19 protein-coding genes are annotated in these 21,231 nt (G+C 71.5%); 14 read left to right on the top strand and 5 right to left on the bottom strand.

Annotated features, from left to right (window positions below; genetic code table 11):
* The first annotated feature begins 24 nt into the window (after positions 1-24).
* From LG278_RS19180 to LG278_RS19170, 3 genes are all read left to right on the top strand, one after another.
* Positions 25-1,953 (top strand): CHAT domain-containing protein, encoded by a 1,929-nt coding sequence (locus tag LG278_RS19180; RefSeq protein WP_404393718.1) that lies wholly within the window; start codon positions 25-27, stop codon positions 1,951-1,953.
* A 75-nt stretch (positions 1,954-2,028) separates the two neighbouring features.
* Positions 2,029-4,047, top strand: a complete 2,019-nt coding sequence (locus tag LG278_RS19175) for a glycosyltransferase family 39 protein (RefSeq protein ID WP_404389205.1) — start codon at positions 2,029-2,031, stop codon at positions 4,045-4,047.
* Positions 4,048-4,070: 23 nt separating this feature from the next.
* The gene (locus tag LG278_RS19170) at positions 4,071-4,607 is read left to right on the top strand and encodes a GtrA family protein (RefSeq protein WP_404389204.1); all 537 of its coding nucleotides are present in this window, start codon (positions 4,071-4,073) and stop codon (positions 4,605-4,607) included.
* Between the two features lie 49 nt (positions 4,608-4,656).
* On the opposite strand, the gene LG278_RS19165 is transcribed toward LG278_RS19170, so the two are convergent.
* Together LG278_RS19165 and LG278_RS19160 are read right to left on the bottom strand one after the other, a co-directional pair.
* Positions 4,657-5,730 carry an MBL fold metallo-hydrolase gene (locus LG278_RS19165; RefSeq protein ID WP_404389203.1) on the bottom strand — a complete coding sequence of 358 codons (1,074 nt, stop codon included), beginning with the start codon at positions 5,728-5,730 and terminating at the stop codon, positions 4,657-4,659.
* 257 nt (positions 5,731-5,987) lie between these two features.
* Complete coding sequence (locus LG278_RS19160; protein WP_404389202.1) at positions 5,988-7,304, bottom strand: MBL fold metallo-hydrolase; 1,317 nt, start codon at positions 7,302-7,304, stop codon at positions 5,988-5,990.
* A gap of 203 nt (positions 7,305-7,507) precedes the next feature.
* Between LG278_RS19160 and LG278_RS19155 the strand changes: the two genes are divergently transcribed.
* The 5 genes from LG278_RS19155 (at position 7,508) to LG278_RS19135 (ending at position 10,375) form a co-directional block, all read left to right on the top strand.
* On the top strand, positions 7,508-8,044 hold the full coding sequence (locus LG278_RS19155; protein WP_404389201.1) for a toxin-antitoxin system HicB family antitoxin: 537 nt from the start codon (positions 7,508-7,510) through the stop codon (positions 8,042-8,044).
* A 73-nt stretch (positions 8,045-8,117) separates the two neighbouring features.
* Entirely contained in the window at positions 8,118-8,987 is an 870-nt protein-coding gene (locus LG278_RS19150) for a DUF4097 family beta strand repeat-containing protein (protein WP_404389200.1), read from the top strand.
* Complete coding sequence (locus LG278_RS19145; protein ID WP_404389199.1) at positions 8,984-9,268, top strand: hypothetical protein; 285 nt, start codon at positions 8,984-8,986, stop codon at positions 9,266-9,268. The genes LG278_RS19150 and LG278_RS19145 overlap by 4 nt, the downstream gene beginning before the upstream one ends.
* A gap of 57 nt (positions 9,269-9,325) precedes the next feature.
* Entirely contained in the window at positions 9,326-9,967 is a 642-nt protein-coding gene (locus LG278_RS19140) for an FMN-binding negative transcriptional regulator (protein WP_404389198.1), read from the top strand.
* Between the two features lie 105 nt (positions 9,968-10,072).
* On the top strand, positions 10,073-10,375 hold the full coding sequence (locus LG278_RS19135) for a hypothetical protein (RefSeq protein ID WP_404389197.1): 303 nt from the start codon (positions 10,073-10,075) through the stop codon (positions 10,373-10,375).
* Between the two features lie 17 nt (positions 10,376-10,392).
* Here the strand turns inward: LG278_RS19135 and LG278_RS19130 are convergent, their stop codons facing one another.
* Together LG278_RS19130 and LG278_RS19125 are read right to left on the bottom strand one after the other, a co-directional pair.
* Positions 10,393-12,042 carry an FAD-dependent oxidoreductase gene (locus LG278_RS19130; protein WP_404393716.1) on the bottom strand — a complete coding sequence of 550 codons (1,650 nt, stop codon included), beginning with the start codon at positions 12,040-12,042 and terminating at the stop codon, positions 10,393-10,395.
* Between the two features lie 166 nt (positions 12,043-12,208).
* Positions 12,209-14,305: a glycogen debranching N-terminal domain-containing protein gene (locus LG278_RS19125; RefSeq protein WP_404389196.1), complete on the bottom strand. Its 2,097-nt coding sequence runs from the start codon at positions 14,303-14,305 to the stop codon at positions 12,209-12,211.
* Between the two features lie 179 nt (positions 14,306-14,484).
* On the opposite strand from LG278_RS19125, the gene LG278_RS19120 reads away from it, so the two are divergent.
* From LG278_RS19120 to LG278_RS19105, 4 genes are all read left to right on the top strand, one after another.
* Positions 14,485-15,552 (top strand): LacI family DNA-binding transcriptional regulator, encoded by a 1,068-nt coding sequence (locus tag LG278_RS19120; RefSeq protein WP_404389195.1) that lies wholly within the window; start codon positions 14,485-14,487, stop codon positions 15,550-15,552.
* Positions 15,553-15,664: 112 nt separating this feature from the next.
* Positions 15,665-16,924: an extracellular solute-binding protein gene (locus tag LG278_RS19115; protein ID WP_404389194.1), complete on the top strand. Its 1,260-nt coding sequence runs from the start codon at positions 15,665-15,667 to the stop codon at positions 16,922-16,924.
* Positions 16,925-17,057: 133 nt separating this feature from the next.
* Complete coding sequence (locus LG278_RS19110) at positions 17,058-18,227, top strand: carbohydrate ABC transporter permease (protein WP_404389193.1); 1,170 nt, start codon at positions 17,058-17,060, stop codon at positions 18,225-18,227.
* Complete coding sequence (locus tag LG278_RS19105; RefSeq protein WP_404389192.1) at positions 18,224-19,126, top strand: carbohydrate ABC transporter permease; 903 nt, start codon at positions 18,224-18,226, stop codon at positions 19,124-19,126. Before LG278_RS19110 ends, LG278_RS19105 begins: the two co-directional genes overlap by 4 nt.
* On the opposite strand, the gene LG278_RS19100 is transcribed toward LG278_RS19105, so the two are convergent.
* Positions 19,116-19,991, bottom strand: coding sequence for a phosphatase PAP2 family protein (locus LG278_RS19100; RefSeq protein ID WP_404389190.1), 876 nt, complete (start codon positions 19,989-19,991; stop codon positions 19,116-19,118). The genes LG278_RS19105 and LG278_RS19100 overlap by 11 nt on opposite strands.
* A gap of 62 nt (positions 19,992-20,053) precedes the next feature.
* Here LG278_RS19100 and LG278_RS19095 point away from each other — a divergent pair, with 62 nt between their 5' ends.
* Together LG278_RS19095 and LG278_RS19090 are read left to right on the top strand one after the other, a co-directional pair.
* Positions 20,054-20,632, top strand: coding sequence for a GNAT family N-acetyltransferase (locus LG278_RS19095; protein ID WP_404389188.1), 579 nt, complete (start codon positions 20,054-20,056; stop codon positions 20,630-20,632).
* Positions 20,633-20,641: 9 nt separating this feature from the next.
* Positions 20,642-21,229 (top strand): DNA-3-methyladenine glycosylase I, encoded by a 588-nt coding sequence (locus LG278_RS19090; RefSeq protein ID WP_404389186.1) that lies wholly within the window; start codon positions 20,642-20,644, stop codon positions 21,227-21,229.
* Positions 21,230-21,231: the final 2 nt, after the last annotated feature.

The raw sequence follows: 21,231 nt of genomic DNA, 5'->3' as shown, positions 1-21,231 counted from the left end.
TCGCCGTCCGGGGCCGAGCGGAGGCTGACGTCCGAGGCCGGCGCGGCGAGCCCCAAGGACATCGGCGCGGACCTGTTCCGAGCGCTCTTCAACGACAAGGCGCTCGCCATCCTCCGGACGAGCCAGTACGTCGCGGCCAAGCGTCAGCGTGGACTGCGCCTGCGGATCCGCTTCTCCGACGCCACAGCGCTCGCCAACCTGCCGTGGGAGCTGCTCTACGACCCCGAGCGCCACTGGTATCCGTGCCAGCTGAGCCGCTTCCCGACGATCCGCTTCGTCGACCTGCCCGAGCCGGTGCAGCCCCTGCGAGTCACCGGACCGCTGCGGATGCTCGTCGTCATCTCCAGCCCGACCGACCTGCCCCCACTCGAGGTCGAGCGCGAGTGGAGCCTGCTGCAGGCCGAGCTCGACCCCCTGGTGCGGTCGGGCCGGCTCGAGCTCGAGCGTCTGCCGCTGGCCTCCCTCGAGGACGTGCGCGAGACCCTGATGACGCGGGACTTCCACATCTTCCACTACATCGGTCACGGCGGTGTCGACGACGACACGGGGGAGGGTCAGCTCGCCTTCACCGGACCGGACGGACGGCAACGTCGCGTGACGGGCAGCCAGCTCGGGGTCATGCTCTCGAACGCGCCGATCCGGCTCGCCGTGCTCAACTCCTGCGAGGGCGGGCGGGTCAGCGACGTCGACCCGTATGCGAGCACCGCGATCGCCCTCGTGGAGCAGGGGATCCCCGCCGTGGTGGCCATGCAGTTCCAGATCACCGATGCGGCCGCGACGGCCTTCAGCCGCACGCTCTACGACTCCGTGACGGCCGGCCGGCCCGTCGACCTCGCCGTGACCCTCGCGCGTCAGGCCGTCCTCGCTGCCAGCGAGGCCGAGTGGGCCACCCCCGTGCTCTACCTCCGAGCCGTCGACGGAGTCCTCTTCGACCTCGAGCACCGCGACGAGCCAGCCGCCGCCGCACCTCCGCCCGAGCCCCGCTCCGTGCCGGTGCCCGCCCCGGAGCCTGCGGTGCGAGTGGCGGCGCCGGTGGCGGCGGAGCCGGCGGTGCCGGCCCAGCCTCGTCACCTGCGTGCCGAGGTCGTCGACGGGGTCGTCAACCTCCTGTGGCAGCAGCCGACGGAGCACGCGATGCCCGCACGTGCCTGGGAGGTGTGGCGCAACGGCATCCGGCAGGCGATCGTCCGCCTCCCCATGGCCCTCGATGACACCCCGGGTCCGGGTGAGTACCACTACACGGTGGTGGCCCTCGGTGACGGGGAGACCCGCTCGCCCCACTCCCACACCTGCACCACCTATGTCACCAAACCGGTCAGGAGAACGGCACCTGCGGCCATGCCTCCACCGCGGACGGCGCCGGTACCGGTGAGGCAGGCGCTGCAGCCTCCAGTGCAGCCCACACGACGGAAGAGCCGGGCCGGCTGGATCCTGCTGGTCCTCGCGCTCGTCGTCGGCTTCGGCGCCTGGTCGCTTCTTCGTCCGGGCACGACCCCGTCAGGCACCGGCGTCGTGACACCACCCAGTGTCGGCACGGACGGGAACGGGGCCGACGATGGCAGTGCCGCCCCCGCGAAGGCGGACCTCTCCGTGTCTACGCCCGGCCCTGAGAGCTACTCCCGGACAGAGGTCCAGTTCACCTTCACGATCGCCAACCACGGGCCGGGTGACGCCACTGGGGAGACGGTGACCGTGACCGTGGAGGGTGGGGGAACTGGGGCTCTGTTGGCCGCTCAGGTAGAGCCACCGGGCGAGTCCCAACGCAGCTGTGACCCCGGTGGTAGCGCGGATACCGCCACGTGTCGCATCGACACCCACCTCGCGGAGAGCGAGGCCACGGTCGTTGTCGTTGTCCTGCAGGGCGACGGAACGACCACCGTCACGGTCGAAGCACGAAGTGATGTAGAGGATTCGAACCCGGACGACAACTCGACGACGGTCCGGACGATGTGACGGTCAGCACCACTCATCAGGGTGGCTCAGACCGGTCATAGGCGCAGCACAGCGTAGGACCGGAGCGTGGGGGTCATGGACATGCTGACCCTCACCTCGCCGGGCGACCCGACCTCGCCCGCGGCCGCTCGCACCTCGCCGACGGCGTCGCCCACCCCGACCACGCCGGGTCCGGCGACGCCGCCAGCGGGGCAGCGGCCGCCCCGCAGCGGTCGCGCGCACCGACTCTGGCGAGGTGCGGACTCCGACCCGGCGTGGGCCCGCCCGGCACTGCTCCTGCTCCTGCTCGCCACAGGCGTGCTCTACACGTGGAACCTCACGTCGAGCGGCTACGCGAACTCGTTCTACACCGCGGCGGTGCAGGCCGGCAGCGAGAGCTGGAAGGCCTTCTTCTTCGGCAGCTCCGACGCCGCCAACTCGATCACCGTCGACAAGCCGCCGGCCTCGCTGTGGGTCATGGCGCTGTCGGTGCGGTTGCTGGGCCTCAGCTCCTTCGCGATCCTCTTCCCCCAGGTCCTCATGGGGGTCGCGACCGTCGGCGTCGTCTACACGACCGTCAAGCGCCACTTCGGCGCGGCGGCCGGCCTCATCGCCGGCGTCGCCCTCGCGTTGACCCCCGTCGCCGCGCTGATGTTCATGTTCAACAACCCCGACGCGCTGCTGACGCTGCTCATGGCGCTCGGGGCCTGGGCGACGATGAAGGCCATCGAGCAGGCCTCGCCGAAGTGGATGATGATCGTCGGGGTCTTCATCGGACTCGGCTTCCTCACCAAGACCCTCCAAGTCCTCCTCGTCGTGCCGTTCTTCGGACTCGCCTACCTCATCGCGGCGCCCACGACCTTGCGCAAGCGCATCGTCCACTCCCTCTTGGCAGTCGGCACGATAGTGCTCTCCGCGGGGTGGTGGGTCGCCATTGTCGAGCTCATGCCGGCCTCGGCGCGGCCCTACATCGGTGGCAGCCAGACCAACTCCTTCCTCGAGCTGACGTTCGGCTACAACGGGCTCGGCCGGCTGAACGGTGACGAGACCGGCTCGGTCGGCGGAGGTGGCCCCACGGCGGGCGGCCAGTGGGGCGAGGCCGGTCTGCTCCGGATGTTCTCCTCGAGCGTCGGCGACCAGGTCTCGTGGCTCATCCCCAGTGCCCTCATCCTGCTGCTCGCGGGGCTCTGGTTGCGTGGACGGCGGCCTCGCACCGACCTGCGTCGCGCGGCCTACCTCGTCTGGGGCGGCTGGCTCGTCGTGACCATGCTCGTCTTCTCGCTCATGGCCGGCATCTTCCACGAGTACTACACGGTCGCCCTCGCGCCGGCCATCGCCGCCCTCGTCGGTATGGGAGCAGTCGAGGCGTGGGAGCGTCGCGACAGCAGCGTGGCCACGATCGCCCTGGCAGCCGCCATCGCCGCCGCCGCGACGTGGGGCTTCATCCTCCTGTCGCACACGACGGCCTACGGTGACTGGCTCCGCGTGTCCGTGCTCGCCGTCGGCATGGCAGCGGCGCTCCTCGTGCTCGCGCTGCGGTGGATGCACCCTCGGGCCGTGCCCCTCGTCCTGGCGGGGGCACTCCTGGCAGGCCTCGCCGGACCGGCCGCCTACACCGTCTCGACCACCGCCCAGGCCCACACCGGCTCGATCGTGACGGCCGGGCCCGCAGCCTCGGGCGGGCCGGGCGGCGCTCCGTTGGGTGGCCCCGGTGGTGGCATGGGTGGAGGTATGGGTGGGCTGCTGGACGCGTCGACCCCGAGCACCGCTGTGGTTGCGGCTCTCTCGCAGGACGCCGACCAGTTCACCTGGGCCGCAGCGGCCGTCGGCTCGCAGACCGCGGCGGGTCTCCAGCTCGGCACGGGTTTGCCGGTCATGGCGATCGGCGGCTTCAACGGGTCGGATCCCAGCCCCACGCTCGGCCAGTTCCAGCAGCTCGTCGACGACGGCCAGATCCACTACTTCGCCGCTGGAGGTCGAGGGTTCGGCAACCAGAACGGTGGCAGCAGCGCCTCCTCGGAGATCTCCTCGTGGGTGCAGCAGAACTTCACCGCGGTGACGATCGACGGGTCGACCTTCTACGACCTGACCCAGCCCCTGTCCAACGCCTCCTGACGATCGAGCGAGAGATGACGACCATGGCTGCTCCGCGGATCCAACTCTCCCAGCAGGTGATCCGCTTCGCGGGCGTCGGTCTGGTGACGACCGCCCTGCACCTCGGCCTCTTCGCGGCCCTGGTGCGGGGCGGCGTCGGGTCCCAGCTCGCCAACGGGGTGGCCCTCGTCGTCGCGACCCTCGTCAACACGGGCATCAACCGGGCGTGGACCTTCGGCGTCTCCGGGCGCAGGCGGCTCGCGATCCACCACGGTCAGGCGCTCGTCATCTTTGCCATCACGTATGCCGCGACGACCCTTGCGCTTGCCCTGCTCGGCGTCGTGGCGCCCGGGGCGAGCACGATGGTGCAGACCGGCGTCGTGCTCGTCGCCAACGTGGTGTCGACGGCGGCCCGTTTCGTCGCGATGCGCAGCTGGATCTTCACTGAGCCCGGCGCGGCGCTCGCCGAGACCACGGCGGGGGCGAACTCAGCCCCCGCGACCGTGCCCGGACCGACGGACCGCCACGACCCGGCATACGGTGACGCCCGTGTGCTCGGGAGCGCGCCCTCCCCGGAGTGATGGCGGTCGGTCGACCCCGGGCGGTCGCGAGACTCTCGCTCCTGGCGAGTCAGTCGCGGTCGGCGGGCGCCGAGCAGGCCTCCCACCACGGGTCCTGATGGGCTGCCACGACAGCCTCGATGTCGTTGTCGCTGAGCTGGATCCGCGTGCCCACCTTGGGTGCGACCAGACGCACGCCGTGCTCGGCCGCTGCCCGGCGCGCCCAGCGGATCGGCTCGCTCCACCAGTGCGTGGCGAGATTGAAGGTCGCCCAGTGGATGGGAAGCATGACCGAGTCGGGCGTGCCGCGGTTGACGTCGAGGTGGGCCTCGATGGCCTCCTGCGGGTTGAGGTGGATGTCGGGCCAGTGCACGCTGTAGGCGCCGATCGGGATGATGGTCAGGTCGAAGGGCCCGAGGTCGGCGCCGATGTCGACGTAGCGGTGGGTCGGCCCCGAGTCGCCGCCGAAGAAGACGGAGTGCCGCGGGCCGCGCAGTGACCACGCTGCCCACAGGGTCTGGTTGCGCACGAGCCCCCGACCGGAGAAGTGCCGGGCCTCGGTGCAGGTCAAGCGGATTCCGCCGACCTCGGTCTCCTCCCGCCAGTCGAGGGAGGTGATGCGCTCGGCCGGCACCCCCCACGACTCGAGATGCAGGTCGACGCCGATCGGCACCACGTAGTGCGGCCGGTGGGAGCGCTCGAGCTGCCGGATCGACGGCTCGTCCAGGTGGTCGTAGTGGTCGTGGCTGATGACGACGGCGTCGAGCCGGGGGATCTCGGCGATGCTCCCGGGCGTCGGATGCAACCGCTTGGGACCGACGAAGGCCGACGGCGACACGCGCTCGCCGAAGACGGGGTCGAGCAGGAAGCGCCGTCCGTCGAGCTCGACGACATTCGTGGCGTGGCCGTACCACGTGACGGCAAGGTCGGCGGGCTCGTCGGGGTGGCGGGGCGCCACGAGCGGCACGTCACCTCGGGGGCGGCCCCGGCCGAGCTCGCGCAGCATCGTGGCGACCATGTTGCCCGGCCCCTCGGCCTCCGACGTCGCCACGATGTGGGCCGGCTCGTGGGCCCGGAACTCCCCGTCCCGGTAGTGCGGCGAGTCGGCGGCCCGACGGCGCATCGCGGCCGGGCTGGCGCCCATGCGGCGAAGGATGGGGAGCTGCACAGGTCCTCCTGGTGGCGGGTGAGGCGGCGGCCGATGCGCCGCCCCCATTGTCGTCAGCGAAGCGTGGGGCGTGGGAGTTCCCGAGGCGCGCTCGAGGGGAGCGCGCTCGATTGGTGCCTGTGGAGCGACTGCTCTCTCGATCGCTGAAGGGCGCCCACCCGCCCCCATCGTGATCGAGAGAGCGATCCGTCCCGCGTTCGGGTGGCGACGAAGCGCTCTTTCGACTGGCGGGGTCAGTCGCGGTCGTCGGGGGCTGAGCAGGCCTGCCACCACGGTGTGGAGAAGGTCGCGGCGACGGTGGTGGCGTCGCCCGTCGTGAGATCCACGCGTTCGCCCACCCGAGGGCAGGCGACGGGGACGCCCGCCTCGGCGGCCGCCTTGAGGAGCCGGCGGATCGGCTCGGCCCACCAGTGCATCGACAGGTTGAACGTGGCCCAGTGGAGCGGCACGAGGAGCGACTCCCGCGCTGCGGTGTCGACGGTGCGCGTCGTGGTGGTGCGGTCACCCTCCTCGTGCGTGCCGCCCGGAGTGTCGATGCGCTGGTCGCCCTCGATGAAGCCGTCGGCGACGCCGGCCTCGTCCTTGGCGAGGGCCTCGGCGTCGCTGCCGATGCGGTTGACGTCGCGGTGTGCCGCGAGAGCCTGCTCCGGATCCATGTGGATGTCGGGCCAGAAGGAGTCGTAGGCCCCGATGGGCATGAGCGTGAGGTCGAAGGGTCCGAGGTCGGCGCCGATGGCGGCAAAGCGCTTGGACGTGCCCGAGTCGCCGGCGAAGTAGGCGGAGTGCACCGGCCCGTGCAGCGCCCACCCGGCCCACAGGGTCTGGCTGTCGACGAGGCCGCGACCGGAGTTGTGCCGGGCCTCGGTGCAGGTCAGGCGGATGCCGGCGACCTCGGTCTCGCCGCGCCAGTCGAGCGCGGTGATGCGGGTCTCGGGCACGCCCCAGGCGAGCAGGTGGGCGTTGACACCGAGCGGCACGACGTAGTGGGGCTGGTGCGTCTCCTCGAGCCGCACGATCGACGGGTGGTCGAGGTGGTCGTAGTGGTCGTGGCTGATGAGCACCGCGTCGATGGACGGGATCTCGGCGATGGGGCCGGGCACGGGGTGCATCCGCTTCGGGCCCGCGTGCCGGATGGGGGAGACGCGCTCGCTGAAGACGGGGTCGATGAGGAAGCGCGCGCCGTCGATCTCGAGCACCGCGGTCGCATGGCCGTACCACGTGACCGCGAGCTCGCCCGGGGTCTGCGGGGGACGGGCCGCCACGACGGGCACCGCGCCGACGGCCTGCCCGCGACCGCTGACCCGGATCGCTGCGATGGCGGCACTCGTCTGCGCTCGCACGCGCGGGCGGAGCGAGGGCTCCTCGCCCTCGAAGCGGCGTCCGGTGAAGTTGGGGGAGCCCTCGACGAAGGGCAGGATCGCGGCCGGTGAGGCGCCGATCCGCTCGGTCACGCGGAGGAACTGGCGAGCCCGGGTGCGGGAGGAGACCGTCTCGATCGCGCGGGAGACGGCACGCACGGCGGGGCGGTCGGAGGTTCCGAGGCTGCGCATCGGCACCCTTTCGAGTCAGGTGAGGGGTGGGCAGAGCTGGTGCTGCTGGCCCCGGAGGGCCTGCTGGAGAACGTACCCCGGTCGCGAGTACGCCCACCGGCTCACGTCAGGCGGCGGCATACGGGCTGGGCCTCGGGCTACATGACGAAGGTGACGTCGCCGTGGTGTTGACATGACACCATAATGATGTCAATGTGGTGCACATGGACATCACCGAGTACGTCGACGCACTGCGTCGGGATCTCGCCCAAGCGGCCAGGGCGATGGGTCCGGAGACCGAGCAGGCCGCCGAGCGCATCGGCTTCGCGCTCGACTCCTCTGCACGACTGGCCCTCATGGACGCCCTCTCGCACGCCGCTGCCGAGATCACGAACGAGCTCGAGGGCATCTCCGTCGAGGTGCGCCTGCAGGGCCGGGAGCCGGTCTTCGTCGTCGTCGGAGGCGGCCCGGAGGCGGTGGCGGCGGCCGACACCCAGGCCATCCACACAGATGACACCACGGTGGTGTCATCGGACGACGCCGGCGACACGGCGCGCATCACGCTGCGGCTCTCCGAGCAGCTCAAGAGCCGCGCCGAGGAGCTGGCGGCCCAGCGCGGGCAGTCGCTCAACACCTGGATCGTGGGGGCGGTGCGCGCGGCGACGACCCCTGGGGTCACGGTCAACCTCGGCCCCCTCGCGCCGGGCGCACCGGGACGCAACCGCTCCTCCAACAAGCGCGTGCAGGGCTGGGTCCGCTGATGCGCGCCCAGCCCAGCACCCACCCCAGCACCCACCTTGGCACTCACCCCGCACCGACCGAAGGGACACCACGATGACCACCCCACTCGAGACCCGCTTCGACACCACCGGACCGATCGCGCTCAAGGTCGAGCTGCACCAGGGCGACCTCAGGCTGCGCGTGACCGACGGCCCCACGACCGTGGTGCGCCTCCTGCCGCAGGGTAAGGGCGGTGCCGAGCTCGCCGAGCGCTTCACCGTGGAGGCGCGTGGCGACGGAGTCGTCGTGCTCGCACCCAAGGAGCGCTCGTCGGCTTTCTCCTTCGGCAAGCGCGACGCCGTCGACGTCGAGGTCGACCTGCCCGAGGGCAGCACCCTCGATGTGCGCTCCGGCTCCGGTGACGTGCGCGGCAACGGCCGCTTCGGCGACACCCAGGCCGCCACCGGCTCCGGAGACGTCACCTTCGACGACCTCGGCGGCGCCGAGCTCAAGTCGGGCTCCGGTGACCTCAAGGCCCGCGCCGTGCGCGGTGAGCTGCGGGCCAAGACGGGCTCGGGCGACATCGAGGTCGAGGTCGTCGACGGCCCGGCCACGCTCACCTCGGGCAGCGGCGACGTGTCGCTGCGGCGCGCCGAGGCGCCCGTCCACGCCAAGACCGGCTCGGGCGACGTGTCGATCGGGGCTTCCGCGGCCGACGTGGAGGTGATGACCGGCACCGGCGACGTCGTGCTCTCGGCGGTGCACGGCGGCGAGATCCGCGCCAAGACCGGCACCGGCGACATCGTGATCGGGGTGGCCTCCGGAGTGGCTGCCTACCTCGACCTCAACACCGTCACCGGAGACGTCAGGATCGACCTCGACCAGAGCGACGGCCCCGGCGACGCCGAGGCTCAGGCCCGGCTGTCGGTGCACTCCGGCAGCGGAGACATCAAGGTCCGCCGGGCCCAGGCGAGCCTCGCATGAGGCCGGCCGACGTGAGCCTGCGGCTCACGCCACAGGAGACCCTCGCGCGCGACCTCATCCACGAGCGCGCGGCGGTTCGCCACCGGGCCCTGCGCCGCCGTCACCCCAGCCGCGCCGCGCTGCTCCTGCGGTCGCTCGCCGACCGCCTCGACCAGTCCGGGCACTCCGAGCTCTCCGAGCACCCCGGGCGGGTCGACTGCGCGCACGCCGCCGGCGCTCGCGTCGTGCAACCGCGGCCGTGGTCGGCGACGGTGCGCCGAGCGCCCCACCGCCACAGCTGACACCAGAGCCGAGCCCGCCGACGTCGTGTCGGCGGGCTCGCGTGCGACCATCGAGGCGTGTACGTGCCGCCACCGAACGCCATGACCGAGGCCGACGTCGCCGCCTTCCTCGGGACGCACCCTGCGGGCCGCCTCGTCACCGTCGGGCCCGACGGTCGGCCCGACGCGACCCTGCTCCCCGTCCTCGTCAGCGGCTCGACCGTGCGCGCGCACCTCGCCCGAGCCAACGACCACTGGCGCCGCATCGCGCCCGGGTCGCCGGGGTTGCTCGTCGTCTCCGGCGCAGGTGCCTACGTGTCGCCCGGTTGGTATGCCTCGAAGCAGGAGCACGGGCGGGTCGTGCCGACGTGGAACTACAGCGAGGTGCAGCTGCGCGGCTCCGTGACGGTGCACGACGACCCGGACTGGGTGCTCGACGTCGTCACCGGTCTCACGGAGCGGCACGAGGGCGGCCGCGAGCGGCCGTGGGCGGTCACCGACGCACCGCCGGCCTACGTGCGCGGACAGCTGCGCGCGATCGTCGGTGTCGAGCTCGTCGTCGAGCACGCCTCGGGTGTCGAGGGTGTGGAGGGCAAGGCCAAGCTCAGCCAGAACCGCTCCGACGCCGACCGTCGCGGGGTCGTGGCGGGCCTGCGCACCGAGGGCGACCCCGCGGCATACCGCGTGGCAGACGAGATGGAGCGAGCGCTGGAGCGCTGACTCTCGACGGCTCCGAACGGCACTGTCTCGCAGGCGATCTCCGGACATCGGAGACACATCGTGACACCACAGACGTCTCACAGTCGTCGGTCCGAGGCTCAGGACATGGATACGACACCCACCCCCGCAGCCCCCGCAGCCATCCCGACCACCTCCTCGCGCTCGGCCCTGCGCCGCGGCCTCGGTGCCGCCGGCGCCGCCGTCGTCGTCGCCTTCGTCGGCACGGCGGGTCTCGGCGTCGCCCAGGCCCACGCCGCCGGCGTCTCCACCGGCCTGTCGTATGCCGCCCAGCCCGGCACGCGCGCACCGCACCCGCCGCACCGGGCAGACCACCCGGCCAACCTGCCGGCCGCCACGACGACGGCATACCGCTACTCCATCAGCAACGGCCAGCTCATCGAGCTCTGAGGCACCCGAGCACCCGCTCAGACGGCCGAGAGCCAGGCATGGACGAGCGGCACGACGGACGCGCCCTCCCCGCTGGCGGCAGCAACCCGCTTCATCGAGCCCGACCGGATGTCACCCGCGGCGAAGACCCCGGGGAGCGTGGTCTCGAGGTTGCCCGGCGGCAGGCCGCCGCGCCAGTGCTCCGGAGGCACGTCGCGGCCCGTCAGCACGAAGCCCCGGGCGTCGCGCGAGACCGAGTCGGGCAGCCAGTCGCAGTGCGGCTCGGCACCGAGCAGCAGGAAGAGTCCTGAGCAGTCTCGACGCGTGTCAGCCCCAGTTGTCGTGTCTCGCATGGTGATCCACTCCAGTCGCCCCTCGCCGCCGACCTCGACGACCTCGGAGCACGGCTGCACCGTGATGCGCGGGTTGTAGGCGATCTCGCCGATCAGATAGGCCGACATCGTCGACTCGAGGTCAGGGCGCCGCACGAGGATCGTCACCGAGTCGGCGAAGCGTGCGAGGTGGATCGCCGCCTGCCCTGCCGAGTTGCCGCCACCGACGACCACGACGTCGTTGCCCTCCATCTCGCGCGCAGCCGTCATGGCGCTGCCGTAGAAGACGCCGAGACCGACGAGCCGGTCGACGCCGGGCACCCGGAGGCGCCGATACTCCACGCCGGCCGAGACCACGACCGACCGGGCGCGCACGTCGCCGCCCTCGGTGCGCAGCACGTGCGGCGCGCCGTCGACACCGGGCTCGAGGTGGGTCACCGGCCAGCCGCTGAAGAAGCGGGTGCCGAAGCGGATCGCCTGGTTGCGCGCCCGCTGCGCCAGACGCATACCGGAGATGCCACGAGGGAAGCCCAGGTAGTTGCGGATCATCGACGACGTGCCGGCCTGGCCGCCGACCGCCTCCGCCTCCAGCACGACGGTTGTCAGGCCCTCCGACGAGGCGTAGACGGCCGCCGCGAGGCCGGCAGGCCCGGCGCCGACGATGGCGACGTCGACGACCTGGTCGAGGTCGATGTCGGCGGGCTGTCCGTAGATGCGCATCGCGACGTCGCGCACGGACCGCGGTGACGTCGGCAGCTTGTCCATCGCCTCGACGACGGGATAGTGCGGCTCGCCGTCGACGGCGGCGAGGACCTCGCGGCCGACGTCGCTGTCGGGCGGGTAGACGCGGTTGGGCAGCCCCATGCGGTCGAGGTAGTCGCGGATCGAGAGCGTCAGCGCGTCGGCCACGGGCGAGACGATGCGGACGCTGACGACCTCCGGCGTGGCCACGGTGGAGCCCCAGTCGGAGAGCAGCTCGCAGACCGCCGTGTGGAACTCCTCGTCGCGCACGCCGCGGGGCATGAGCAGGTAGGCGTCGTACTTCCCCTTGGCGAGGCCCGCACGCAGGGTGGGCGCGTCGGTGAGGAAGCGTGACCAGTGCGCCGCGATGAGGCGGCGGGCGGTCGGCACGACGGCCCGCCACCGGGCGAAGGCCTCGAGCACGGACGCGTCGGGCAGCTGCGACTCCGCGACGAACATCGCCACCTGGCCGCCCTCCTCGCGGACGGTCGCCGCGACGCGCTCCGCCTCGGCGACCGTCGTCGCGGTGTGCAGGTCGTAGTCGCGCGCATAGCGACCGAACTCGTCCCGCAGCTCAGGGCAACGGGTCTCGGACACGAGGATGAGGGCCGGCATCACTCGTCGATCGTAGGCAGGAGACACCGCTCGCGTATGCCGTCCGGTGGGCTGCGGACGATCCGCCGGGTGGCGTGGTGCCTCGGACGGATCGCTCTCTCGATCGGTGGGGCGCTGCCGAGGCGGCGGGAGCGGGCGCGCGGATCGTTCTCTCGATCGGGGGTGGTCAGTGGAGGACGACGGACACGTCATCGGGGGCGGCGAGCACCGTGACGGTGCCCTCGGCGTCGACGGCGAGGTCGATGCGCTCGCCGAGGAAGCGCAGGCCCTCGACGCGCATCGCGCCGTAGGGCGCCGGGCGGCAGGGCGTCAGGTGGAGGGTGCGGGTCGCGGCCTCGGGACGGGGGCACAGCGCCACGCTGACGAGCGCGGCGGCCGAGGCGGCCGACCACGCCTGAGGGCGGCACGAGGCGGGATAGGGCGTCGGGGCGCCCGCGATGGGGACCCCTGAGTAGAGCTCAGGCCAGCGATAGCCGAAGGCCTCGGCGGAGGCGAGCAGCGTGCGCGCGACCCTGGCCGCTTCGGAGGCAAAACCCTCACGGCTCAGGCCGATTGCCGTGATCGCGGTGTCGTGGGTCCAGATCGACCCGGTGTGGTAGCCGATGGGGTTGAAGCCGCCGTTGCCCGTGCCGAAGGTGCGCAGACCGAAGTCGTCGAGCAGCTCGGCACTCGTCACGGTGTCAGCCACCGACCGGGCCTCGTCGGGGGTCAGCGTCGACGTGCCGAGCACGTGACCCATGTTGGAGCCCAGCCCGTCGACGGCCCGCCCCTCCCCGTCGATCGCGAGGGCCAGGTGGTGGCCCGCGTCGGTGTCGACCCAGAAGCGGTCGCGCACGCGCGACTCGAGCCCGGCCGCCTCGGCCTCGAGCCGGTCGGCGCCGTCGATGCCCAGCGACCGGTAGAGGCGAGCTGCCCCGCGCAGGGCCTCGACGGCATACGCCTGCGCCTCGACGAGTGCGATGGGAGCCTCCGCGACGGTGCCGTCACGCCACCGGATGGAGTCGCCGGAGTCCTTCCAGCCCTGGTTGGCCAACCCGGTGCCCGAGGTGTCGAGGTACTTGAGCAGCCCGTCCGCGTCGGGCTGCCCGGCGCCGATGAGCCACTCGACGGCCGCCTGGAGCGCCGGGGAGAGGTCGGCGGCCCGGTCGAGGGGCAGCCCCCAGTCGCACGCCTCGGCGAGCAGGCAGACCCACAGCGCGGTGGCGTCGACGGTGCCGTAGTAGACCTGCGGCAGGGTCATGCCCGAGGTCTTGTCGCGATAGACGTGCCGACGCAGCTCGTGGGGGATCTTGCCGGGCGCCTCACCGGTGCGGGGGTCGGTGGCCGTGCCCTGGCGACGAGCCAGGGTGTGCAGGGTGCCCTCGGCCAGCTCGGTGCCGAAGGGCAGGAGGAGGCGAGCCGTCCACAGCGAGTCGCGACCGAAAAGCGTGAGATACCAAGGGGATCCGGCTGCGGCGAAGGCGTGCTGAGGCGAGAGGGGGTCGCGGAGGATGAGGCGCCGGAGGTCGTCGAGGCCCCGCTGCAGCGTGCGCTCGAGTCGATGGTCCTGGGCGCTGACCCTGACTGCGTCCCAGTGCACGGCATCACCGCCGGGGTCGGCGTCGAAGGCCGATGCCCGTCGGCGCTCCGTCACGGCCCGGAGGGTGACGTGCGCTGAGCCGCCCGGCTCCACACTGACCGAGGTCTCGAGGACGACGGTGCCGTCGGGGGCGGGGGCGTGCGCCAGGGCATCGGGCGCGTCGAGCGTGACGGTCGTGACGTGCCACTCGTCCGCGAGTGTGAGCACCCCGTCGGAGACGGTGGCCGGGGTCGGGGGTCCGTGGAGCCGGCCCGACTTCACGAGGGCGATGTCGAGCCCGTCGCCACCGACGACGAAGCGCACCGTCGTCTCGACCCGCTCCGAGGCGCGCGAGGTGATGGTCACCCGCTCGGTGAGGGCGCGACCCTGCTCGTGGTCGAGACGGCAAGACCGGAGCACCTCGACCGTGGGATCCGCTCCGGCGTCACCCAGTCCCCTTGCCGCGCCGGCGAACTCGCCCATCGCACCCGAGGCGCGTGCGGCGACGGAGGCGGGCGGCTCGTCGCCCACTTCCAGCCTCAGCACCGAGAGGATGCGCCGGTCGTCGACGTAGAGGCCGTGGCTCGTGCCTGCCAGCATGTCGCCCGTGCGGTCGCAGAGGGCGGTGGCGTTGCCGTCGACGATGATCGACAGCTCGTGCAGCCACGGCTGACGAGGCGGCAGGGCGGTGTCGAGGTCGGGCACCAGTGACCTTCCTTCGAGGGGGTGATCGAGGGGTTGCGAGGGGTGATGTTCGATGTCACGTCACGGTTCGGGCAAGAGTGCTTGACCGATTCGCCAGACCAGAGCATGCTCCCTCTCGTATGAACGTTCAAGTCTCCGCCTGACGGAATTTGAACGATCAACTCGAGACGCAAGGGAGCGTGAGAGTGCAGACGGACGGGTTGCGCAGCGGCGAGCGGGAGGCGCGAGCCACGATCGTCGACGTCGCGGCAGCCGCAGGCGTCTCGCGTCAGACCGTCAGCAACGTGCTCAACCGTCCTGACCGGGTGGCCGCCCCGACCCTCGAGCGGGTGCAGCGAGAGATCGACCGCCTCGGCTTCACCCCGCACGTGTCGGCGCAGCAGCTGCGCCGCCAGCGGGCCTCGGCCTTCGGCTTCGAGGTCAACCCGTCGGGCCACCGGCGCATGGGCCACATCCTCGACGAGTTCCTCGTCGAGCTCACCGTTGCGGCGCCCTCGGACGCCGGTCACCTCGTCGCCTTCGCGCCGGACCCGGACGACGTCCTGACCGCCTACCGCAAGACCCTCACGAGCGGCATCGTCGACGGCTTCGTGCTCGCCGACACCCGCACCGACGACCCGCGCCCTCCCTGGCTCATCGAGCAGCGGGTGCCCTTCGTCTCCTTCGGCCGGGTGTGGGACCAGCCCGAGCTGACCCGCTGGGTCGATGTCGACGGCGGCGCCGGTGTGCGTCAGGCCGTGCACCACCTCGCGACCTCGGGCTACTCCCGGATCGGATGGCTCGGCTGGCCGGCGGGCTCCAACGTCGGCGACGACCGCCGGCGCGGGTGGGCCGAGGGGCTGCGTGAGCTGGGGCTCGATGTCGACGCCCCCGCCGAGGAGTCCGTGCAGGACCTCGACCAGGCCACCGAGGCCGCCGAGTCGCTCGTCACCCGCCTGCTCGCCCAGGGCCGGGGCGACGTCGCGGTCGTCTGCGCGTCCGACCTGCTCGCTCTCGGCGTCATGCGGGCCGTGCGCCACGTCGGCCTGGTCCCGGGCGTCGACGTCGGTGTCGTCGGCTTCGACGACACCGAGGTCGCCGCCGCCCTGCAGCTGACGAGCGTGCGCCAGCCCGTCGCCGAGGCCGCTCGCACGGCGTGGGGCCTGCTGCTCGATCCCGAGCTCGAGGGTCCCGTCCTGCTCGATCCCGACCTCACCGTGCGCGCCTCCAGCGTGCGCGACCCCACGACCGCCGCCGGCGGCCCGTAGGACTCCGGACGGCTCGCGCACCGCACTCGCACCCGCAACCCCCGATCCGACACCAGCTCGACCATCCCATGCTCGAACCCCAAAGCTCGACCACCCGAAACAGGAGAGATCGATGTCACGCATGACCAGGCGCACGACCGCAGCCCTCGCGGCCTGCCTCACCGGAGTGCTTGCCCTCGCCGCATGCGGCGGTGGCAGCAGCTTCGACGAGGGATCAGGCTCAGGCGGGAGCCAGCCCGCAGCCTCCGGCCCCGTCACGATCAAGTTCATGATCACCTCCAACGGCCCCGCCGACATCAAGCTCCAGCAGGACACGGTCAAGCCGTGGGAGGACAAGACCGGCAACAAGGTCGAGGTGATCGCGGCCTCCGACAGGAACCAGCAGCTGACCCAGGGCTTCGCGGCCGGCTCGCCGCCCGACCTCTTCTTCACCGAGGCCTCGTCCTTCCCGACCTACGCCAAGGCGGGGAACCTTGCCCCCTATGGCGACCAGCTCCCGATGAAGAGCGACTTCTACGACGGGCTCGTCCAGACCTTCACGTACGACGGCAAGTTCTACTGCGCGCCCAAGGACTTCTCGACGCTCGCCCTCGTCATCAACACCGACCTGTGGCAGCAGGCCGGGCTCGGCACGGGCGACATCCCCAAGAACTGGTCCGCGCTCGAGACCGTGGCCCAGAAGCTCACGACCGACAAGGTGAAGGGCCTCGTCATCGGCGACACCCGCGACCGCGTCGGAGCCTTCATGAAGCAGGCCGGTGGCTGGATCGTCAGCCCCGACCAGACGAGGATGACGGCCGACACGGCCACCAACCTCGCCGGCCTCACGGAGGTGCAGAAGCTGCTCGCCAGCGGATCCGCCTCCTACCCCAAGGGTGTCGACGCCGGTTGGGGCGGCGAGGCCCTGGGTCAGGGCAAGGCGGCCATGACGATCGAGGGCAACTGGATCAAGGGTGCCATCAAGGCGGACTACCCCAACCTCAAGTGGCAGGCTGTCGAGCTGCCCGCCGGCCCCGCCGGCAAGGGCACGCTCTCCTTCACCGAGTGCTACGGCGTCGCGGCTGCGAGCAAGAACCAGGCTGCCGCGATCGACCTCGTCAAGTACCTCTCGACCCCGGAGCCCGCGATGGCGCTCGCGACGGGACTCGGCGTCATGCCGTCGCTCAGGTCCGCGGCGGCTGCCTACAAGGGGGCCTTCCCCAACGACGCGGCCTTCATCGCCGGGGCGGAGTACGCGCAGGGCCCGGTGACCGTGGCCGGCATGGACCCGGTGCTCAAGGACTTCGACACCCAGCTCGCCAGCCTGCCCGGCGGTGACCCCAAGGCGATGCTCGCCCGCCTCCAGAAGAACGGCGAGGCCGTCTTCAAGTAACCCGCCAACCGCCCCACCGAGCCGTATGCCGGTTGCCCGCCCTCCGGCATACGACCGCCCCTGACGGGGTTGGCCGGGAGCTCCGACGACCGCTCCCGGCCAGCCTCGCGCACCTCTCACCAGGAGGATCCCCATGCCTGCACGCTCCCGAGGCAGCTCTGCCCGTGCCGCCGAGACGCGCTCCGGCTGGCTCTTCACCGCGCCCGTCATCGTCATCCTCGGGCTCTTCCTCGTCCTGCCGATCCTGGTCGCGCTGTGGGTCAGCGTCAGCGACTGGACGGGGCGCGGCTCACCCCTCAGCTCCGAGGTGGGCTTCGTCGGCGCCGACAACTACCGGCAGCTGCTCACCGAGGACACGCTCACCCGGAGCGACTTCGCGACCTCGCTGCGCAACAACTTCTACTACGTGCTGATGGTGGTGCCGATCCAGACGGTGCTCGCCCTGGCCCTCGCCCTGCTGCTCAACCAGCGCCGCCTCAAGGGGCTCTCGTTCTTCCGGACGGCCTACTACTTCCCGTCGGTGACGAGCTCGGTGGCGATCGCCAGCGTCTTTCTCTTCCTCTTCGCCGGGGGCGGCAGCATCAACGCCCTGCTCGCCCTCGTCGGGATCGACGGGCCGCAGTGGTTCGCCGACCCGCGGGGGGTGCTCCACATGGCGCTCGGCGCGGTCGGCATCGGCGACGGGCCCCAGGCTCCGGGCCCCGAGGCCCTGACCTCGCGCGACTTCATGGGTCTGACCTGGTGGGACTGGCTCGCCGGACCCTCGGTCGCGATGCTGACGATCATCTTCCTCGTCATCTGGGTCTCGGCCGGCGGCTACATGCTGCTCTTCCTGGCCGGGCTGCAGAACATCTCCTCCGACGTCTACGAGGCCGCCGCCATCGACGGATCCTCGCGCTGGCGCACCATGCGCTCGATCACGGTGCCGCTGCTGCGTCCGACCCTCTTCACGGTGCTGACCCTCGGACTCATCGGCACGTGGCAGGTCTTCGATCAGGTCTACATCATGAGCAAGGGCAACCCGGGCAAGACGACGCTCACCCCGGCGTTCCTCTCGTACGACCAGTCGATCAACAACGGCGAGTGGGGCACCGGCACGGCGATGTCGTTCGTGCTCTTCGCGATCATCATCGTCTTCACCGCCGTGCAGACCTTCGCGCTGCGCGACCGCGACCGGAGCGGCGGGGGCGGGGGCGGCAGTGGAGGTCAGGGGGGCGATGGCCCGACGACCCGGCGCGGGCGGCTCCTGCGTGCCCTGCGCATCGGCAACACGCCGAGCGCCACGACGAGAGGCATCTCATGAGCCAGCCGACAGCGGTCCGCACGACAGGCCCGGGCGCCGACAGCCCTACGCCGCTCGGGCGACCCCACGCGACCCGCACCGCGATCCTCAAGGCGTTCGGCTACAGCGCGCTGGTCGTCTTCGCCCTGCTCTACCTCTTCCCCTTCATCATCCAGATCGGCACGAGCTTCAAGACCGATGCCGACTCGACGGCCAACCCGCTCAACCCGATCCCCGAGACCTTCACGACGGCTGCCTACCAGTCACTCTTCCAGCAGGACCTGCCGCTGTGGTTCGGCAACTCCGTCATCGTGGCGGTCTTCGTGACGGCCGGTCGGGTCTTCTTCGACTCCTTGGCGGGTTACGCGCTCGCGCGCCTGAAGTTCCGGGGCCGCGGAGCGGTGACGCTGGCCGTCGTCGCAACGATGGCGGTGCCCGGGGTCGTCCTGCTCATCCCGAAGTTCCTCATCATCAAGCAGTTCGGCATCTACGACACCTACACCGGCATGATCGTGCCGTTGCTCGCTGACGCGGCCGGGGTCTTCATCATGAAGAACTTCTTCGAGGGCATCCCGGTGAGCCTGGAGGAGGCAGCCAAGCTCGACGGTGCCGGCGTCTTCCGGACGTTCTGGTCGGTCGTGCTGCCGATCGCCCGACCGGCCCTCGTCACGATCACGATCATCGCCTTCCAGAGCTCGTGGAACGAGCTGCCGCACTTCCTCGTGTCGCGGCAGTCCCCGGAGCTCAACACGCTGACGACGGGGATCTCAGGGCTGCTCACCGGTGCTCTCGGGTCGGGCAACCGCTATCCGCTCAAGCTCGCCGCCGCCGTGATCATGACGATCCCGATCGCCCTGATGTTCTTCGTCTTCCAGAAGCGGATCATCTCGGGCTCGCTCGAGGGCGCCGTCAAGGAGTGATGCCGGTGGGTCCGGGCGCGGCCGTGGCCGCGTCCGGCTCACCCGGCTCACCCCGCTCGCGGAGGGTGAGCCACAGCCGGTGCGCGGTGATGACCGCGACTGCCCAGGCCAGCCCGATGAGCCAGCCGGCGACCACGTCGGTCAACCAGTGGTGGCCGAGGTAGACGCGCGAGAGGCCCATGAGCACGACGAACGCGGTGCCCACCGTCACGGCGAGAACGCGCTGCCACGTCGCCGTCGTCTCGATGAGCACGAGGTAGACGACGACCGTGATGAGCACCGTCGCGTTGAGCGTGTGCCCGCTCGGGAAGGACGGCGAGACCTCGAGCGGCGGCACGGCGAGGTCGGCCGGCGGCCGCGCCCGGTCGATCATGTCCTTGCCGACCACGGTCATCGCCACCGAGCCGGCAGCGGCGATGACGGCGATCACGACGGGCGTCCACGAGCGGCGCCAGAGGGCGATGGCGATGACCGCGACGCCCGCGATGATCGGCATGCCGATGGCACCGCCGAGGTCGGTGAAGGCGGTCACCGCACTGTCGAGCCCGGGGGTGCGCCGGACCACCATCCAGTCGAGCACCGGCTGGTCGAAGCCGGCGAGGCCGTCGCGGTCGGTGACGTTCTCGTAGACCTGCTCGATGCCCTCGACGAGCAGCGCGATGAGCACGAGCGCAATGACCGCGAAGACGACGAAGGCGAGGTTCGCAGCCGACCATGCGGCCACCCGACCCGCGACCGGACGCGCGGCGCGGGCGAGCGCGACGAAGGCCGCGACGAGCCACCGTCCGAAGCGGGTGTGCCACGCCGTGAGGTCGCGCCCACCGATCGTGTCCTCGGGCGTGCGGGATCGCGGTGGCAGCGGCATGCGCCCATCCTCACCCACCGGCAGGCCCCCCGGCTGTCCGAGGTCGTCGCTAGCGTGGTGTCGTGAGCTTCGAGGTCAGGCCTGCCAGCGCCCATCGATTCGACGACGTCGCGACGATGCTCGGGCCGAAGAACCCCACGTCGTCGGTCTGCTGGTGCCTCAGCCACCGCATCGACTCGAAGACCAACCGTGAGCTCGTCGGCCCGGCGCGGGGCGACTACGTGCGCACGCTCTGCGAGCGCGACGTCGCTCCGGGGGTGCTCGCCTACGACGGCGACGAGGTCGTGGGGTGGGCGGCGGTCGCGCCACGGGCCGAGCTCCCCTTCGCCCGCTCGGCCAAGATCCCGCACGTCGACGACCTGCCGGTCTGGTCGGCGTGGTGCGTGCGCGTCCGACCGGGCCACCGAGGCCACGGCATCGCAGTGCCCCTCCTCGAGGGCGCGGTCGCCTACGCCCGTGACCAGGGCGCTCCGGCGGTCGAGGGCTACCCCGTCGACAACCGGGGCGCCAAGGTCGACCTCACGATGGCCTACGTCGGCACCCGCTCGCTCTTCGAGCGGGCGGGTTTCACCATGGCCTGCGGCACCGACGCCGTGTCCGGCGGCTTCCCGCGCGTGCTCATGCGTCGGCAGCTGACCTAGGGTCGCGCCATGACAGTCGTTGGTGCTGACGGGCTCGTGCGGCCGGAGTGGGCCTCGCACGACCCGCTCCTCATGGACTACTACGACACCGAGTGGGGCATGCCGATCCGCGACGAGCGCGGGCTCTACGAGCGCATCTGCCTCGAGGGCTTCCAGGCCGGCCTCTCGTGGGTCACCATCCTGCGCAAGCGCCCTGCTTTCCGCGCAGCCTTCGCCGACTTCGACCCCGACATCGTCGCGGCCTACACCGACGCGGACGTCGAGTGGCTGCTCGGCGACGCCGGCATCGTCCGCCACCGCGGCAAGATCCAGGCGACGATCGCCAACGCCCGGGCGACCCTCGCGCTGCGTGAGGAGGGCGGCCTCGTCGACTTCGTGTGGAGCTTCCAGCCCTCCGACACCCCGCAGCCCCGTGACCACTCCGAGGTGCCGACCGTTTCCGACGAGTCCAAGGCCCTCTCGAAGGCCTTGCGCAAGAAGGGTTTTGCCTTCGTCGGCCCCACGACGATGTATGCGTTGATGGAGGCGGTCGGCATCGTCGACACGCACCTGCTGACGAGCCATCGCCGAGGCAGCTCGGGCGTCTGGGTGGACTGAGG

It is taken from the genome of Humibacillus xanthopallidus, from assembly GCF_044793955.1.
In the GTDB taxonomy this organism is placed as follows: Bacteria; Actinomycetota; Actinomycetes; order Actinomycetales; family Dermatophilaceae; genus Humibacillus; species Humibacillus xanthopallidus_C.
The sequence above is the reverse complement of the archived record's forward strand: the minus strand, read 5'-3'. Positions and strand labels throughout refer to the sequence as shown.